An 18926-nucleotide genomic window follows, 5' to 3' on the forward strand; every position below is an offset into this window, starting at 1 on the left:
CGAGCGGTCACGCCTCCACGGGGTGCTCGGCGAGCAGCACGTCGCTGGCCCTCTCCCCGACCAGGTAGACGGCGCTGGCGATGAAGAAGCCGGGGATGTCGGGGAAGACCGAGGCGTCCACCACGCGCAGGCCATCGACCCCGCGCACCCGGAAGTCGCCGTCGAGCACCGCCATCGGGTCGTCGTCGGCCCCGATCTTCGCCGTACCGCATGCGTGGTGGCCCCACGCCTGGTCCCGGGCGAAGTCCGCCAGGCCCTCCCGGTCGGCCACATCGCCCCCCGGGATCACCTCCGTCAGCCCCGCGCCGGTGACCCGGGTGACGATGTCGCGGGCCAGCTCGATGCCGTCCACGACGCCGGCGAGGTCGCGCTCGAAGCCGTCGCCGCCCTCCTCGAAGTAGTGGAACCGGATGTCGGGTACGGCGGTCGGGTCGGCCGAGGCGAGCCGGACCGAGCCCGCTCGGTTGGTCGTGTGTCCCTTGAGGACCAGCATCGAGAGGCTGTGGTGGTTGGCGACCGCGTCCTTGGCGTAGCCCGGGTAGTAGCCGTGGAAGTCGATCGGCAGAGAGAACACGATCAGGTCGGGATCCTCCCCGGCGACGCTGGAGCGGGCGATGACCGCGGCCAGGGATCCGTTGGTGGAGTAGGGCCCGAACCGGTCCTGCTGCCACTCCTGCCACAGGTCGTCGCTCCGGCCGTCCTCGGGGATGTCCAGGGGCGAGCCGTCGAAGAGCGGGTAGTCCCGGTCCAGGTGCCAGACCAGCGAGACCTCGTAGCGGTCGTGCAGGTTCTCCCCCACGCCCGGCAGGTCGGCGACCACGTCGATGCCGTGCTCGGCCAGCTCCTGCGCCGGCCCGATGCCGGAGAGCTTGAGCAGCTGCGGGGTGTTGAAGGCTCCCCCGGCCAGGATCACCTCGCGCCGGGCGCGCACGACGCGGGTGCCGCGGTCCTCGCCCTCCTCGCCCCGGGCGGCCTCTGGAACGGCGGCGTAGGCGCGCGACTGGTCGAGCACCTCGACCCCGACCGCGCGGCCGTCCTCGATCACCACCCTCGTCGCGAGCTGGTTGAGGCCGAGGGTGAGCCGGCCGTCGGAGCGCCGCTGGGCGTCCAGCAGCCGCTCGCGGCTGCCCTTGCGGGCACCGTCGGAGACGGCGACGGGCACGAAGGTCATCCCCTGGTACGCCGCGGTGGTGTCGGCCGCGTTCGGGTCGCGGGGCAGGGAGATCTCCTCGCCGATGCCGTAGCGGGCCCGGCTGGTCTCCTCCATCGCGCCGATCACGTCGAGGAACAGCGGCTCGCGACCGCCGATGCTCGGGTCCGCGCGGGTGGTGCCGAGCCAGCCGTCGCGGCCGTGTCGGGCCTTGCGATCCCGGTCGGCCGGGGTGTCGCCGGGCAGCGGCTCGGCGTCCTTGCCCCGCCAGCGCTCCATCCGGGTGAACAGCTCGCGCATCCGCTCCGGGCCCCACGAGTCGTCCCCGGTGAGCTCAGCGAGCCGCTGCCAGTCGTCGTCGTGCGGGTAGATCGTCACCATCGCGCTGACCGCGGTGCTCCCGCCGAGCGTGCTGCCGCGGGGGTAGAGGACGCCGCCCTCGCCGTCGACGTACTTCGGGTCCCGCCGCGCCGCGCCCTCGTCGTCGTAGTGGTGGACGTAGAAGTTCCACGCCAGGTCCGGGTCCTCGCTGGCGTAGGCCTGCATGATCGGGACCTCGTAGTAGGGGCAGTCGTGGTCGTCGCCGGCCTCCACCACCAGCACGGTGTGGCCGGCCAGCGCCAGGTTGGCGGCCAGCGGGCCACCCCCCGCCCCGGACCCGACGATGACGAAGTCGTACTCCTCAGCCGCTGCCATGCCCGTGAGGCTACGCGCTGCCCGCTCGGGTGGTGGTGAACCCGGCAGCGGGATGGCACGATCGCGGCATGGACGAGCGGCAGATTCACGACCACATCAACGACCTGGTCCGCACCGAGCACGAGCTCCGGGAGAAGCTGGGCAGCGGGGAGATCACCGCGACCGAGGAGCACGAGCGGCTCGCCCGCACCGAGGAGCAGCTCGACCAGCTCTGGGACCTGCTCCGCCAGCGGCAGGCACGCCGGGACGCCGGGGAGAACCCGGATCTCGCCCAGGAGCGGCCGACCAGCGTCGTGGAGAACTACGAGGGCTGACCCGCCCGGCTCAGGCCTGGTCGCGGGCCACCGCGACGAAGATGCAGTTGACCTTGCCCTTGCGCTGCTTCTTGGGCGTGCCCTCGAACGTCAGCGGCACGGTCTCGGAGAGCCGGCGGGACTTCGACGGGTCGACCGATGGGGTCTGGATCGACCCGCGGCCCCAGACCGAGCCGTTCTTGGCCGACGCGACCCGCAGCGCCAGTCGGTAGCGGGCCGGCTCCTCGGTGCTGTTCCGCACCCGGTAGGCCACCTCCACCCGCTTGCCCTGGCGGCGGCAGCCGGTGACCTCGACGTCCCCGCGCGCCTCGACCTGGTTCGGGATGTCCGAGCCCTCACCCAGCACCTGCGGGTCGGTGGCCGACGACTCCGAGCGCTCCGCCTTCTTCGACGGCTCGTCGTCGCCACTGCAGCCGGTGAGCAGCAGGGCGGCCGCAGCCAAGGCGATGATCGTTCTCCTCATGGCGCGAGTCTCCCCTCTTCGGTGGTGGTACGTCGACACGCCGTGCCGGGCGTCACGTGTCCTCTCCGCGACGCCGCCGCACCAGGAAGCCGCCGCCCGCGAGCAGCGCCAGCCCGAGGAGGGCGACCCACAGCGCCGGACCGCCGGTGTTCGGCAGCGGGTTCCAGTCGCCGTCGTCACCCCCGCCCGCGGGCCGGTCGCCGGGCTGGTCCGGCGTGCCCGGGTCGCCCGGCGGCGGCGTGGTCGGGTCGTCCTCGCCCTCGGCGGGCAGGATGTTGATGTCGGTGATCACGACGTCGCAGCCGTTCTCACCCGGCTCGCAGGGGTCGCCCACCGGAGGAGTGGTGATCAGCTCGGCCCGGTTGCGGACGCTGCCGTCCGCCGCATCCTGGGCGGTGACGGTGTACGGCGGCGCCGTACAGGTCATCGACTCACCCGGCGCCAGCGTCGTCGCGGGGCAGTCCACCTGGCCCACCTTCGGGTCGCGCACCTCGATGTCGCCCAGCGTCACCGTGCCGGTGTTGGTCACCACGAAGGTGTAGTCGATGATCTCGCCGACGTCGGCCCGTCCGTCGCCGTCGCGGTCCCGCAGCGCGCCGTCCTTCTCCAGGGTGGCGTCGGCCCGGGCATCGGCGGGAAGCGTGTTGTCATCGGGCTCCGACTCGACCGGGTTCCCTCCGGGGGCGGTGCCGGTGGCCTTGGCGGTGTTGGTGACCGCGCCGGCGTCGATGTCGCCCTGCGTCACGGTGTAGGTGGCGGTGCACTCCACCGACGCACCCGGAGCCACCGGGTCGCTCGGGCAGGTGACCGTGCCGACCTTCGGGTCAGAGACAGCGATGCCGGTCACCGTCACGTTGCCGGTGTTGGTCACCTTGAACGTGTAGTCGATCGTCTCGCCCACGTCGGCGAGCTCGTCGTCACCACCGTCACTGAGGACGCCGGTCTTCTCGATCATCAGCGCCGAGGCGGGGTCGGTGGGCAGGGTCTCGGTCGACGGACCGGTCTCGACCGCCTCCCCGTCCGGGCGGTTCGCGGTCGCGGTCGCGGTGTTCTCCACCGTCCCTGCGTCCACGTCCGCCTGGGTCACGACGTACGACGCCGTGCACTCCACGCTGTCGCCGGGAGCCAACGCTCCGGCCGGGCAGTCGACGGCGCCGACCTTCGGGTCGTCCACACTGACGCCGGTGACGGTCACGTTGCCGGTGTTCGTCACCGTGAACGTATACGTGATCGTCTCCCCGGCATCCGCGCCGTCGTCGCCGTCCTCACTGTTGAGCACACCGGTCTTCACCATGGTCAGGCCGGAGGCCGCGTCGGCGGCGATCTCCTCGTCGGCCAGCGGACTCTCGACCGAGCCACCCGAGGGCGTCGACCCGGTCGCGGTCGCCTCGTTGCGCACCAGTCCGGCGTCCACGTCGGCCTGGGTGACCGTGTACGACGCCGTGCACTTCACCGACGCCCCGGGCGCGACCGGTCCGGTCGGGCAGTCGACCTCGCCGACCTTCGGGTCGTCCACGCTCACGTCGGTGAGGGTGACATTGCCGGTGTTGGTCACGGTGAACGTGTAGTCGATCGTCTCCCCGACGTCCGCCAGGTCGTCGCCATCGGCGTCGTTGAGCGCACCGGACTTGACCAGGCCGAGCGCCGGAGTGGTGTCGGCCGGCACGGTCGCGTCGTCGGACGGCGAGGTGACGTCCTCACCGGAGGGCGTGTCGCCGGTCGCGGTGGCGGTGTTGTCCACCGACCCGGAGTCCACATCGGCCTGGGTCACGACGTACGACGCCGTGCACTCCACCGACGCACCCGGAGCCAGCGGACCGGTCGGGCAGTCGACCGCGCCGACCTTCGGGTCGCGGATCGCGACCTGGGAGATGGTCACGTTGCCGGTGTTGGTGACCGTGAACGTGTAGTTCACCCGCTCGCCCACGTCGGCCAGCTGGTCGCCGTCCCCGTCGACCAGCGCGGCGTCCTTGACGACCGCCAGGCTGGACGCGGTGTCCGCGGGCACGCTGCTGTCGTCCGGACCGGAGGTGACCTCCTCACCGCCGGGAGTGGTGCCGGTCGCGGTCGCGGTGTTGTCCACCGACCCTGCGTCCACATCGGCCTGGGTCACGACGTACGACGCGGTGCAGGTCGCGGACTCCCCCGGTGCCAGAGGCTGGGTCGGGCAGGTCACGCCGTCGATCTTCGGGTCGTCGATCGCGACCTGCGAGACCGTCTGGTTGCCGGTGTTGGTGACGACGAACTCGTAGCGGATCGTCTCGCCCACGTCGGCGCGCTCGTCGCCGTCCTCGTCGGCCAGGGTGCCGGTCTTCTCCACCAGCAGGGAGGACGCGGTGTCGGCCGGCAGCGTCTCGGTCGACGGACCGGTCTCGACCTCCTCGCCATCCGGCCGGTTCGCGGTCGCCGTCGCGGTGTTCTCCACGGTGCCGGAGTCCACGTCCGCCTGCGTCACGGTGTAGGACGCCGTGCACTCCACCGAGCCGCCCGGAAGCAGCGGGAGAACGGGGCAGGTGACCTGACCGACCTTCGGGTCCTCGACACTCACACCGGAGAGGGTGACGTTGCCGGTGTTGGTCACCGTGAACGTGTAGTCCACCGTCTCCCCGACATCGGCCAGATCGTCACCGTCGCGATCGTTGAGCGCACCGGACTTCACCAGCGTCAGACCAGACGCAGCATCCGCCGGGAGCTCCTCGTCCGCCAGCGGGCTCTCGATCGAGCCACCCGACGGCGTCGACCCGGTCGCCGTTGCCTCGTTGCGCACCACGCCGGCGTCCACATCGGCCTGGGTGACGGTGTAGGACGCCGTGCACTCCACCGACGCGCCCGGCGCCAGAGCACCAGCCGGGCAGGTCACGTCGCCGACCTTCGGGTCGTCCACGCTCACGCCGGACACCGTCACGTTGCCGGTGTTGGTCACCGTGAACGTGTAGTCCACGGTCTCACCGGCATCAGTCAGGTCGTCGCCATCGGCGTCGTTGAGCGCGCCGGTCTTGACCAGCACCAGGCCCGCAGCGGTGTCGGCGGGGACCGAGGCGTCGTCGGGCTCCGAGGTCACCGACCCGCCCGAGGGCGCGGTCGCCCCCGCGGTCGCGGTGTTCTCTACCGACCCGGAGTCCACGTCGGCCTGGGTCACGGTGTAGCTCGCCGTGCACTCCACCGACGCGCCCGGTGCCAGAGCACCCGTCGGGCAGGTCACGTCGCCGACCTTGGGGTCATCGATGGAGACGCCGGTCAGGGTCGTCGCGCCGGTGTTGGTGACGGTGAAGGTGTAGTTCACCGTCTCCCCGACGTCGGCGAGGTTGTCGCTGTCCTCGTCGGCCAGTACGGCGTCCTTGGCCAGTCGAAGCGCTCCCCGATCGTCGACAGGCAGGGTCGAGTCGTCACCGGGCGAGGTCACGTCCCCGCCACCCGGCGTGGTGCCGGTGGCGGTCGCGACGTTGGTCACCGAGCCGGCGTCGATGTCGTCCTGCGTCACGGTGTAGGTCGCGGTGCACTCCACCGACGCACCGGGCGTGACCGGGCCGGTCGGGCAGGTGACCGCGCCGACCTTCGGGTCGTCGACAGCGATGCCGGTCAGCGTGACGTTGCCGGTGTTGGTCACCGTGAATGTGTAGTCGATCGTCTCGCCGACGTCGGCCAGGTCGTCCCCGTCCTGATCGTTCAGCGCACCGGTCTTCTCGATCCTCAGCGCCGAGGCGGTGTCGGTGGGCAGGGTCTCAGTCGAGGGACCGGTCTCGACCTCCTGGCCGTCCGGGCGGTTCGCGGTCGCCGTGGCGGTGTTCTCCACCGTCCCTGCGTCCACATCGGCCTGAGTGACGGTGTAGGTCGCGGTGCACTCCACCGACGCCCCCGGAGCCACCGGACCCGCCGGGCACTCCACGGCACCCACCTTCGGGTCGTCGACGGCGACCGAGGTCATCGTCACGTTGCCGGTGTTGGTCACCGTGAACGTGTAGTCCACCGTCTCCCCGACATCGGCCAGATCGTCGCCGTCGCGATCGTTGAGCGCACCGGACTTCACCAGCGTCAGACCGGAGGCAGCGTCCGCCGGGAGCTCCTCATCCGCCAGCGGGCTCTCCACCGAGCCACCCGAGGGCGTCGACCCGGTCGCGGTCGCCTCGTTGCGCACGACACCGGCGTCCACGTCGCCCTGGGTCACGGTGTAGGACGCCGTGCACTCCACCGACGCACCCGGAGCCAGAGCACCCGCCGGGCACTCCACGGCGCCCACCTTCGGGTCGTCGATGCTCACCCCGGACACCGTCACGTTGCCGGTGTTGGTCACGGTGAACGTGTAGTCGATCGTCTCCCCGGCATCGGCCAGGTCGTCGCCGTCTCGGTCGTTGAGCGCACCGGACTTGACCAGGCCGAGCGCCGGGGTGGTGTCGGCGGGAACGGTGGCGTCGTCGGACGGCGAGGTGACGTCCTCACCGGAGGGCGTGCTACCGGTCGCGGTGGCGCTGTTGTCCACCGACCCGGAGTCCACATCGGCCTGGGTCACGACGTACGACGCCGTGCACTCCACCGACGCACCCGGAGCCAGCGGACCGGTCGGGCACTCCACCCCCGTGATCTTCGGGTCGTCGATCGCGACCTGAGAGATGGTCACGTTGCCGGTGTTGGTCACCGTGAACGTGTAGTTCACCCGCTCGCCCACGTCGGCCAGCTGGTCGCTGTCCCCGTCGACCAGCGCGGCGTCCTTGACGACCGCCAGGCTCGACGCGGTGTCCGCGGGCACGCTGCTGTCGTCCGGACCGGAGGTGACCTCCTCACCGCCGGGAGTGGTGCCGGTCGCCGTGGCGGTGTTGTCCACCGAGCCGGAGTCCACATCGGCCTGGGTCACGACGTAGGACGCGGTGCAGGTCTTCAACTCACCGGGAGCGAGCGCACCCGTGGGGCACTCGACCTCGCCGACCTTCGGGTCGCGGATCGCGACCTGCGAGACCGTCTGGTTGCCGGTGTTGGTGACGACGAACTCGTAGTTCACCGTCTCGCCCACGTCGGCGCGCTCGTCGCCGTCCTCGTCGGCCAGGGTGCCGGTCTTCTCCACCAGCAGGGAGGACGCGGTGTCGGCCGGCAGCGTCTCGGTCGACGGACCGGTCTCGACCTCCTCGCCATCCGGCCAGTTCGCGGTCGCCGTCGCGGTGTTGTCCACCGTCCCTGCGTCCACATCGGCCTGAGTCACCGTGTAGCTCGCGGTGCACTCCACCGACGCCCCCGGCGCCACCGGCCCGGTCGGGCAGGTGACCGCGCCGACCTTGGGGTCGTCGACGCTCACACCCGTGACCGTCACGTTGCCGGTGTTGGTCACCGTGAAGGTGTAGTCCACCGTCTCCCCGACATCGGCCAGATCGTCGCCGTCGCGATCGTTGAGCGCACCGGACTTCACCAGCGTCAGACCAGACGCAGCATCAGCCGGCAGCTCCTCATCGGCCAGCGGGCTCTCGATCGAGCCACCCGAGGGCGTCGACCCCGTCGCGGTCGCCTCGTTGCGCACCACACCGGCGTCCACATCGGCCTGGGTCACCGTGTAGCTCGCCGTGCACTCCACCGACGCGCCCGGCGCCAGAGCGCCGGCGGGGCAGGTCACCGAGCCGAGCTTCGGGTCGTCCACCGCGACGTCGTAGATCGTCACGTTGCCGCTGTTGGTGACGGTGAACGTGTAGTCGATCGTCTCCCCGGCATCGGCCAGGTCGTCGCCGTCTCGGTCGTTGAGCGAGCCGTTCTTCACCAGGCCGAGCGCCGCGGTCGCGTCGGCGGGAACGGTGGCGTCATCGGACGGCGAGGTCACCGGCTCCCCCGCGGGGGTGGTCGCCCCGGCGGTCGCGGTGTTCTCCACCGCGCCGGCGTTCACGTCGGCCTGGGTGACGGTGTAGGACGCCGTGCAGGTCACCGAGTCACCCGGCGCCAGCGGACCCGTGGGGCAGTCGACGGTGTCGATCTTGGCGTCGTTGACCCGGACGCTGGTGACCGTGACGTTGCCGGTGTTGGTGACGGTGAAGGTGTAGTCGACCCGCTCACCCACGTCGGCCAGCTGATCCCCGTCGCCGTCGGCCAGCGCGGCGTCCTTGACGATCTGCAGGCTCGACGCGGTGTCAGCCGGCACCGTGGCGTCGTCCTCGGGGGAGGTCACGGTCTCGCCGCCGGGGGCGCTGCCGGTCGCCGTGGCGGTGTTGTCCACCGACCCGGAGTCCACATCGGCCTGAGTCACGACGTACGACGCCGCGCAGGTCTTCGACTCCCCCGGCGCGAGGGGCCCGGTCGGGCAGGTGACCGCGCCGACCTTCGGGTCGTCGACCTCGATCCCGGAGAGGGTCACGTTCCCGGCGTTGGTGACGGTGAAGGTGTAGTCGATCGTCTCGCCCACGTCGGCGCGCTCGTCGCCGTCCCGGTCGTTGAGCGACGCGTCCTTGACCATGGTCAGGCCGGAGGTTCCGTCGGCGGGGACCGTGGCGTCGTCGGGCGCCGAGGTCACGACACCCTGGGAGCTCGTACCCGAGGCGGTGGCGGTGTTCTCCACCGATCCGGCGTCGACGTCGGCCTGGGTCACGGTGTAGGTCGCCGTGCACTCCACCGACGCGCCCGGCGCCAGCGGACCCGCCGGGCAGGTGACCTCGCCGACCTTCGGGTCGTCGATGCTCACGCCGTTCACCGTGAGCGTGCCGGTGTTGGTCACGGTGAAGGTGTAGTCGATCCGCTCCCCGGCGTCGGCGAGGTCGTCGCCGTCGGCGTCCACCAGCGCCGCGTCCTTGGCCAGCGCGAGCCCGGCTCGTCCGTCCACGGGCAGCACCGAGTCGTCGCCGGGCGAGGTGACCTCGGTGTCGTCGGGGGTCGTGCCCGTCGCGGTGGCGGTGTTGCTCACCGAGCCGGCGTCGATGTCGCCCTGGGTCACGGTGTAGGACGCCGTGCACTCCACCGAGTCACCGGGACGCACCGCGCCGGAGGGGCACTCGACCGCGCCGACCTTCGGGTCCTGCACCGCGACGCCGCTGACGGTGACGTTGCCGGTGTTGGTCACGGTGAAGGTGTAGCGCACGGTCTCGCCCGCGTCGGCGAGTCCGTCGCCGTCCTGGTCGGTCAGCGTCCCGGCCTTCTCGATCCGGAGCTCGGCGGCCGTGTCCGCGGGCACCGTGGCGTCGTCCTGGGGCGAGGTGACCTCCTCACCGGAGGGCGAGAGACCGCTCGCCGTCGCCACGTTGTCCACCGAGCCGGCGTCCACGTCGGCCTGGGTGACGGAATACGTCGCGGTACAGGTCACGGTCGCGCCCGGGCCCAGCGGACCCGCGGGGCAGCTCACCGATCCGAGCTTGGGGTCGTCGATCCGGATCCGGGTGAGGGTGGCGTTCCCGGTGTTGGTGACCAGGAAGGTGTAGTCCACCGTCTCGCCCACGTCGGCCAGGGCGTCCCCGTCCTCGTCGTTGAGGGCAGCGTCCTTGGCGACGGTCAGGCCGGTCTCCGCGTCGGCGGGCACGCTGGCGTCGTCGGGGCCGGAGGTGACGCCGCCTCCCGAGGGGGTGGTGCCGCTCGCGCTGGCGACGTTGTCCACCGAGCCGGCGTCCACGTCGGCCTGGGTGACGGTGTAGGTCGCCGTGCACTCCACCGACTCACCGGGTGCGACCGCACCGGTGGGGCAGCTGACGTCGACCTTGTCGTCGGCGACGCCGACCCCCATCATCGTCACGTTCCCGGTGTTGGTCACGGTGAAGGTGTAGTCGACGGTCTCGCCGGCATCGGCCAGCTCGTCGCCGTCCCGGTCGGCGAGCGCGGCCTCCTTCACGATCGACAGGGCGGCGGTGGTGTCGACGGTGAGGGTGTCGGTCGAGGTCGGGGAGGTGACGGTGGTGTCGTCGGGGCGGGTCGCGGTGGCCGTCGCGGTGTTGCGCAGCTGGCCCGCGTCCACGTCGGACTGGGTGACGGTGTAGGTCGCGGTGCACTCCACCGAGGCTCCGGGGGCCACCGGGCCGGTCGGACAGCTCACGGCGCCGACCTTCGGGTCGGCGATGCTGACGCCGTTGACCGTGACGTTGCCGGTGTTGGTCACCGTGAACGTGTAGTCCACGGTGTCCCCGACGTCGGCCAGGCCGTCGCCGTCCGCGTCCCCGGCGCCGAGCGTGCCGGACTTCACCAGGGCGAGCGCGGCCGCGCCGTCGGCGGCGATCTCCTCGTCGGTCACCGGGCTCGGGACCGGGTTGCCCGCCGGGTCCGTGGCCCCCGCTACCGCCTCGTTGCGCACCACGCCGGCGTCCACGTCGGACTGGGTGACGGTGTAGCTCGCCGTGCAGTCGACGGACGCGCCGGGCGCCAGCGGTCCCGTGGGGCAGCTGACCGAGGCGATCTTGGAGTCGCGCACCGAGACGTCGGTGAGGGTCGTCGTACCGGTGTTGGTCACCGTGAACGTGTAGTCGATCCGCTCCCCGGCGTCGGCCAGCCCGTCGCCGTCCCGGTCGACCAGCGAGCCGGTCTTGGTCAGCGCCAGCGTGGAGCGCTGGTCCGCCGGGACCGTGGCGTCGTCCTGCGGCGAGGTCACCGAGCCGCCTGAGGGCGTGGCACCGCTGGCGGTGGCGACGTTGTCGATCCGCCCGGCGTTCACATCGCCCTGGGTGACGGTGTAGGTCACCGTGCACTCGACCGACTGGCCAGGACGGACCGGGCCGGTCGGGCACTGCACCGGGCCGACCTTCGGGTCGGCGATGCTGACGTCGGTGATGCTGACGTTGCCGGTGTTGGTGACGGTGAAGACGTAGTCGATGGTCTCGCCGGCGTCGGCGAGGCTGTCGTTGTCGCCGTCGCGCAGGAACGCGTCCTTGACCATGCGGAGGGCGGCCTCGGTGTCGGCCGGCACGCGCGCGTCGTCCTCCGGGGAGGTGACGGTGCCACCGGAGGGGGTGGTGGCGCTCGCGGTGGCGACGTTGTTCACCGAGCCGTTGTCCACGTCGGCCTGGGTGACGGTGTAGCTCGCCGTGCAGGTCATCGACTCCAGCGGAGCCAGCGCCCCGGGCTCGCAGGCCACGGCGCCGATCTTGGGGTCGTCCAGGGTCACGCCGTCGACCGTGACGTTGCCGGTGTTGGTCACCGTGAAGGAGTAGTCGATCCGCTCCCCGACGTCGGCGAGCCCGTCGCCGTCGCCGTCCGCGAGCGTCGCGTCCTTGTCCAGTTGCAGGGCCGGCGTGGTGTCGGCCGGCACCGTCGCGGTGTCCTCGGGCGCGGTGACCTCGCCGGTGGGCGAGTCCGCGGTGGCCGTCGCCGCGTTGCGGACCGTGCCGGAGTCGACGTTGGCCTGGGTCACGGTGTAGGTCGCGGTGCACGTCGTGGACGTGCCGGGGGCGACCGGACCGGTCGGGCAGTCGACGGTGCCGACCTTGGGGTCGTCGACGCGGACGTCGCGGACGGTGGTGTTGCCCGAGTTGGTGATCTGGAAGGAGTAGGTGATCGTCTCGCCGGGGTCGGCCAGCTCGTCGCCGTCCACGTCGCCGAGCGCGGCGGTCTTCTCCAGGGTGATCGCCCCGGTGTCGTCGACGTCCACGACCGCGTCGTCGGGTGCGGAGGTGACCCCGCCGCCCTGCGGGTCCTGCGCGGAGGCGGTCGCGACGTTCGTCACCGAGCCGGCGTCCACGTCGGTCTGCGTCACGGTGTAGCTGCCGGTGCAGGTGACGCTCGCGCCGGGGCGGACGTCGTCGGTGGGGCAGGCGACCGTGCCGATCTTGGAGTCGTCGACGCTGACGCCGCTCAGGGTCGTCGTACCGGTGTTGGTGACGGTGAAGGTGTAGTCGATCGTCTCGCCCACGTCGGCGCGCTGGTCGTTGTCGGCGTCGCGGAGCGCGGCGGTCTTGTCGATCGCGAGTCGGGCGACGGAGTCCGCGTCGATGCTGGCGGTGTCGGGGCCGGACTCGGTGCGCGGACCGGAGGGCGGCTGGCCGCTCGCGGTCGCCGTGTTGTCCACCGAGCCGGAGTCCACGTCGGCCTGGGTCACGGTGTAGCTGCCCGTGCAGGTGACGCTCGCGCCGGGCGCGAGGGCGCCGGACGGACATGCGACCGAGCCGACCTTCGGGTCGTTGACCTGCGGGTCGGTGACGGTGACGTTGCCGGTGTTGGTGACGGTGAAGGTGTAGTCCACCGTCTCGCCCACGTCGGCCAGCGCGTCGCCGTCGCCGTCGACCAGCGACCCGGTCTTCTCGATCGACAGCGCGGAGGTGGTGTCGGCCGGCAGCGTCTCGGTCGAGGGCTGGCTCTCGGTCTCCTGCCCGCCGGGGGTGGTGTCGGTGGCGGTCGCGGTGTTCTCGACGGAGCCGCCGTTCACGTCGGCCTGGGTGACGGTGTACGTCGCGACGCAGGTGACCGCCTCGCCCGGGGACAGGGTGGTGTCGGGACAGCTGACCCCCGGGACCTTCGGGTCGTCGACACCGACGCCGGTCAGGGTCACGTTGCCGGTGTTGGTGACCCGGAACTCGTAGCGGATCGTCTCGTCGACGTCGGCGAGCCCGTCGCCGTCGGTGTCGTTGAGGTAGCCCTCCTTGACCACGGCCAGGCCGGTGCCGGTGTCGGTGGCGACCTCGGCGTCGGAGACGTTGCTGGGGATCGGGTCGCCGTCGGGGTCGCTGGCCGTCGCGCGGGCCTCGTTGCGGACCAGGCCGGAGTCCACGTCGTCCTGGGTGAGCACCCGGGAGCCGGTGCACTCGATGGTGGCCCCGGGCTCGATCGGGCCGGTCGGGCAGGTGACCGCACCGACGAGCGGATCGGCGATCCGCGGCGCGCTCAGCGTGGTGGTGCCGTTGTTGGTGAGGCGGAAGGTGTAGTTCACCGTCTCGCCGACGTCTCCGAGGCCGTCGCCGTCCCCGTCGACCAGGCTCGCGGACTTGCTGAGGCTCAGCGCGCTGCGGCTGTCGGTGGGCTGGGTGTCGTCGTCCGGCGGGGACTGGACCGGCCCAGCCGGCGACGTGCCGGCAGCGGTCGCGACGTTGTCCACCGAGCCCGCGTCCACGTCGGCCTGCGTGACCGTGTAGGACGCGGTGCACTCCACGGCCGCGCCCGGCGCCAGCGGGCCGGTCGGGCAGGTGACCGCCCCGACCTTGGGGTCGCTCACGGCGAGGTTGCTCACCGTCACCGCGCCGGTGTTGGTGATCGTGAAGGTGTAGCGGATCTCCTCGCCGACGTCGGCCAGCTGGTCGCCGTCGGCGTCGACCACCGCGCCGCGCTTGACCAGGGAGAGGCCGCTGGTCTGGTCGACGGCCTGCACGTTGTCATCGGTGGCCGGCGGGACCGATCCGCCACCGGCGCGAACCGCCTCGGCGGTCGCGACGTTGGTCAGCGAGCCCGCGTCGACGTCGTCCTGGGTGACGGTGTAGGTGGCGGTGCAGGTGACGGAGTCGCCGGGTCCGGGGGCGCCGGTCGGGCAGGTGACCGGGCCGACCTTCGGGTCGGTCACGCTCACCTCGGACAGGGACACGTTGCCGGTGTTGGTCACCCGGAAGGAGTAGGTGATCGTCTCACCGGCGTCGGCCAGGCCGTCGTTGTCCCCGTCGGCCAGCACGCCGGTCTTCTGCAGCGCGATCGACGCGGCGTCGTCGGCCTCGATCGCGTGCGAGTCCGGGTCGGACTGCACGGAGGTGGCCGAGGGCGTGTCGGCGGCCGCGATGGCGGTGTTGTCCACGCTCCCGGAGTTCACATCGGCCTGGCTCACGGTGTAGGTCGCCGTGCAGGTGACCGACTCACCGGGGGCGAGCGGCCCGGAGGGGCAGGTGACCGTGCCGACCTTCGGGTCGCGGACCCGCACGGCCGACAGGGTGACCCCACCGGTGTTGGTCACGCGGAAGCTGTAGTTCACCCGCTCCCCGACGTCGGCCAGCCCGTCCCCGTCGCCGTCCACCAGGCTGCCGGTCTTGTCCAGCCCGATCGAGGCGCTCGTGTCGGCGGGCGTCTCGGTGCTGTCCCCGGGGATGGTCACCTCGTCGTCGTCGGGCGTGCTCGCGGTCGCGGTCGCGGAGTTGTCCACGCTGCCGGAGTCCACGTCGCCCTGGGTGACGGTGTAGGTCGCCGTGCAGGTCACCGACTCCCCCGGCGCCACCGGCCCGGTCGGGCAGGTGACCGGGCCGACCTTCGGGTCGGAGACGTCCACGCCGGACAGCGTCACGTTCCCGGTGTTGGTGACGACGAAGGAGTAGTCGATGGTCTCGCCGACGTCGGCGAGGCCGTCGTTGTCGGTGTCGTCGAGTGCCGCCCGCTTGTCCAGGGTCGCCGAGGCCGCGGTGTCGGTGGGCGTGCTGGTGGTGTCCACCTGCTCCGGCAGGGTGGTGCCGCCCGAGCTCGCCGTCGCGGTCGCCGGTTGTCCACGCTCCCGGAGTCCACGTCGCCCTGGGTGACGGTGTAGGTCGCCGTACACGTGATCGAGGCGCCGGGGGCCAGCGTCCCGGTCGGGCAGTCGACCGCCCCGAGCTTGGGGTCGGTGACGGTGACGTTGGTCAGCGTCGTGGTGCCGGTGTTGGTCACGACGAAGGAGTAGTCGATCGTCTCGCCCGCATCCGCCAGCGCGTCACTGTCTCCGTCGTTGAGGTCGGCCTGCTTGTCCAGGGTGAAGGCGGGCGTCTGCTCGGCGTCGATCGAGGTGCTGGACTCGTTCGAGCGCACCGGGTTGCCCTCGGGGTCGTTGGCCACCGCGGTCGCGGTGTTGGTGATGGTGCCGCGGTCGACGTCGGCCTGGGTGACGGTGTACGTCGCCGAGCAGGTGGTCGTCTGGCCCGGCTCGATCGGCTCGCCGGTGCAGGTCGCCTCGATCCCGGCGGCGGCCAGCATCGGGTCGTCGACCCGCAGCACCCGCAGCGTCACGTCGCCGACGTTGCGCACTCTGAACTCGTAGCTGATCGTCTCGCCGACGTCCGCTCCGCCGTTGCCGTTGAGGTCGGCGAGCTGGGAGGTCTTGGTCATCGCCAGTGCGGCACGGGTGCTGGTCGGCTCCCGGTGGGTCGACTCGTTGGAGACCGCGCTGGCACCCCCGGGCGTGGTGCCGGTGGCGACGGCGTTGTTGACCACCGCGCCGTTGTCGACGTCGGTCTGGGTGACGGTGTAGCTGCCGGTGCAGGTCACCGAGGCGTTCGGAGCCAGCGTCGTGGTGGGGCAGGTGACCGACATCTTCGGGTCCTGGACCCGCAGCCCGCTGACGGTCTGCGTCCCCTCGTTGGTGACGGTGAAGGTGTAGTCGATCGTCTCGCCGGCCTGCACCCGGCCGTCGCCGTTCTCATCGGCGGGGGTGCCGTCCTTGACCAGCGCCAGCGCGGTCTCCACGTCGGCCGGGATCAGGTGGGAGTCGGTGGCGGCGGGCGGGTCGACCCCGGTGGGTGGCGTCGCCGTGGCCCGGGCGGTGTTGGCGACGCCGCCGGCGTCCAGGTCGCCCTGGGTGACGGTGTAGGTCGCCGTACACGTCGTCGTGGCGCCCGGAGCGAGCGTGGTCGTCGGGCAGCTGACCCCGGTGACCTTGGGGTCGGTCACCGAGAGCCCGGTGAGCGTCGTGGTGCCGGTGTTCTCCACGATGAAGGAGTAGTTCACCGTCTCCCCGACATCGGCGAGACCGTCGCCGTCGCCGTCGGCCAGCGTGCCCCGCTTGTCCAGGGTCAGGGCGGCCGTGCGGTCGGTGGGCGTGCGGGTGGTGTCGGGCGCCGAGCGCAGGGACTCACCGCTCGGGGTCCGGGCGACGGCGGTCGCGGTGTTGACGATGGTGCCGGCGTCCACGTCGGCCTGGGTGACGGTGTAGCTCGCCTGGCAGGTGACGGTGGCGCCGGGTGCGATCCGGGTGGGGCAGGTGACGGGGCCGACCTTGGGGTCGTCGATGCGTACGTCGGTCAGCGTCACGCCGCCGTCGTTGGTCACCGCGAAGGTGTAGTCGATCACCTCGCCGACGTCCGCCGCGTTGTTGGCGTTGCCGTCGCGCAGGACAGCGGACTTGTCCAGGCTGATCCCCGAGGTGCTGTCGACCGGGGTCACGGTGTCGTCCGGAGCAGAGGTCGGGTTGGGGACGCCGCTGGGCGCGGTGCCGCTCGCGGTGGCCGTGTTGCTGACCGATCCGGCGTCGATGTCGTCCTGGGTGACGGTGTAGGTCGCCGTGCACGTGCGGGTCTCGCCCGGGGCCAGCGGCCCGGTCGGGCAGCTCACCGTGACACCCGCATCGCGGAGCTTGGGGTCGTTGATCGTGACGTTGTCGACGGTCACGGTGCCGGTGTTGCGGACCGCGAAGCGGAAGGTGATGGTCTCGCCCACGTCGGCGGCGCCGTCGCCGTCTCGGTCGGAGAGGGCTGCCGTCTTGTCCAGGGCCAGGCCGGAGCGGCGCTCGGTGGGCACCGTGGTGCTGTCCGGGTCGGAGGTGAGCCGGTTGCCGGTCGGAGTGGTGCCGGAGGCGGTGGCGGTGTTGTCGACCGAGCCGCTGTTCACATCGGCCTGGGTGACGGTGTAGGTCGCCGTGCACACCCGTTCGTCCCCCGGGGCCAGGGGGCCGGTCGGACAGGTCGCCTGCACCCGTGGGTCGTTGATCGCCACGGAGGTCAGCGAGACGTTGCCGGTGTTGCGGACCACGAAGCGGTACTGGATCTGCTCGCCGACGTCGGCCCGGTTGTCGCCGTCCCCGTCGTTCAGCGTGGACTGCTTGTCCAGGGTGATGCCACCGCGCCGGTCCAGGGTCAGAGTGTCGCTGTCGGTCGCGGTCACGGGCGCGTTGTTGTTCGGCGGATTCGCCGTCGCCGTGGCGGTGTTGAGCACCTGGCCGTTGTCGGTGTCGGCCTGGGTGATGGTGTAGGTCGCCGTACACGTCGTGGACGCGCCCGCCGCCAGGGTCGTGGTCGGACAGGAGACGGCCCCGACCTTCGGGTCACTCACCGATACCCCGGTCACCTGGGTGGAGCCTGTGTTGGTGACCAGGAAGGAGTAGGTCACCCGGTCGCCGGCGTCGCGCAGCCCGTTGTTGTTGACGTCGGTGACCGTGCCCCGCGTCTTGTCCAGGGTCAGCCCGACCCGCTCGACGGTGTTGGTGGTCGTCTGCGAGGTCGAGATGCGCTCGGTGTCGGTGGCGCTCAGCCAGCGGAACCTGGTCTCGGCGGTGTTGGTGATCGGGGTGCCCGCGGCCACTCCGTCGTTGACCCGGACCCGGAAGGTGACGGTGGCCGTCTGTCCGACCGCGAGCGATCCGCCCTGGCTCGCGGTCGCCCCGGATCCGACATTCGCACGCACCACTCCCCCGGACACCTGACCGACGTCGTCGCCGATGGCGTCGGTGCGCGTGGTCCCGTCGACGGTGAGGGACCCGGGCACGTAGGTGGTGTTGGCCGGGATCTGGTCGGTGATCGAGGTCAGGATCGAGGCGGCGCCGCCGTTGTTGGTGGCGCGGACGGTGTACTCCAGGACGTCCCCGGCGGTGGTCACCCCGCCGTTGACGTCCCGGACGCTCTTGTCGGTGATGATGCACGGCGCGTTGCCGAAGATGATGTTGTCCAGGAAGTTGCCGAGCGTGGCGTTCCCGCTGGTGCCGGAGACCGCCGAGAAGACGAAGGCCGTGCTGGTCTGCCCCGCCGGCACGGTGTAGGTGCCGGTGTACTGCACCCACTGGGCGTCGGTGGTGCTGATGTTGGCGCTGGTCTGCCCGGCGGGGACCTGAGCCACGGCGTTCGTGACCGTGCTGCCGATCTTCACCTGCATGGTGTTGGTGTCGTCACCCGCGATGCTGTTGCGACTGCGAGCCCGGTGCCAGATGCTCCAGCGCATGGTCTGTCCGGGCGTGGTCGCGATCTGCTGGTAGAGCGAGGACGTCTGGGTCGCATTCAGCTCGACCCACTGGCTGCCACTCTGCGCGGAGATCGCCAGGCCGCCGTTCGCTGCGGTGACGGTGCCCCGCCAGAACTCGATCAGGTTGTCGGAGGCGGTCGTCAGCCACTCCAGTCCTGCAGTCCCTTCGAGCACGTTCGTACCCGCTCCGTTGGGCACCGTCGGGCTCTCGAAGTTGCCGTTCTTCAGGCTGATCGGGGTCGGGCAGCTGGTCGGATCCTGCGCCAGGGCGGCGGGCGCCGCCTCCGCCCGAGACTCCCGACCGTCGGCGCCCACCTGCACCACGGCGACCATGCCGACGAGGACGAGCATCGCAAGGACAACGCGCGTGACCCCGCGCCACCCATGCCCCATCATCGTCCCGGTTCCCTTCCGGTGTCTGTGTCGACCCCGGGAACCCTCCGAAGGTGTGCCCGAGCCTCAGGGCACAGGCTAAGGGATGGGGGGCCCGTGACGGAAGTGGCCAACGATGCCTACCGCCGCCCAACGAGGGCTAATG

Annotated in this window: 5 protein-coding genes; 1 reads left to right on the forward strand and 4 read right to left on the reverse strand. The window is 71.5% G+C overall.

The window, feature by feature from the left end:
- Window positions 1-7: 7 nt before the first annotated feature.
- Window positions 8-1846, reverse strand: a complete 1839-nt coding sequence (locus K8W59_RS12900; protein ID WP_223394470.1) for a GMC family oxidoreductase — start codon at window positions 1844-1846, stop codon at window positions 8-10.
- 68 nt (window positions 1847-1914) lie between these two features.
- On the opposite strand from K8W59_RS12900, the gene K8W59_RS12905 reads away from it, so the two are divergent.
- Window positions 1915-2160, forward strand: a complete 246-nt coding sequence (locus K8W59_RS12905) for a DUF2630 family protein (protein WP_223394471.1) — start codon at window positions 1915-1917, stop codon at window positions 2158-2160.
- Between the two features lie 10 nt (window positions 2161-2170).
- Here the strand turns inward: K8W59_RS12905 and K8W59_RS12910 are convergent, their stop codons facing one another.
- From K8W59_RS12910 to K8W59_RS12925, 3 genes are read right to left on the reverse strand one after another with little or no spacing between them, the layout of a single operon-like run.
- On the reverse strand, window positions 2171-2623 hold the full coding sequence (locus K8W59_RS12910; RefSeq protein WP_223394473.1) for a hypothetical protein: 453 nt from the start codon (window positions 2621-2623) through the stop codon (window positions 2171-2173).
- Between the two features lie 52 nt (window positions 2624-2675).
- Window positions 2676-14855: a DUF11 domain-containing protein gene (locus K8W59_RS20215; RefSeq protein WP_263283315.1), complete on the reverse strand. Its 12180-nt coding sequence runs from the start codon at window positions 14853-14855 to the stop codon at window positions 2676-2678.
- Window positions 14753-18739: a DUF7507 domain-containing protein gene (locus tag K8W59_RS12925; protein WP_223394475.1), complete on the reverse strand. Its 3987-nt coding sequence runs from the start codon at window positions 18737-18739 to the stop codon at window positions 14753-14755. Before K8W59_RS12925 ends, K8W59_RS20215 begins: the two co-directional genes overlap by 103 nt.
- Window positions 18740-18926: the final 187 nt, after the last annotated feature.

It is taken from the genome of Nocardioides rotundus (assembly GCF_019931675.1).
Lineage (GTDB): Bacteria > Actinomycetota > Actinomycetes > Propionibacteriales > Nocardioidaceae > Nocardioides > Nocardioides rotundus.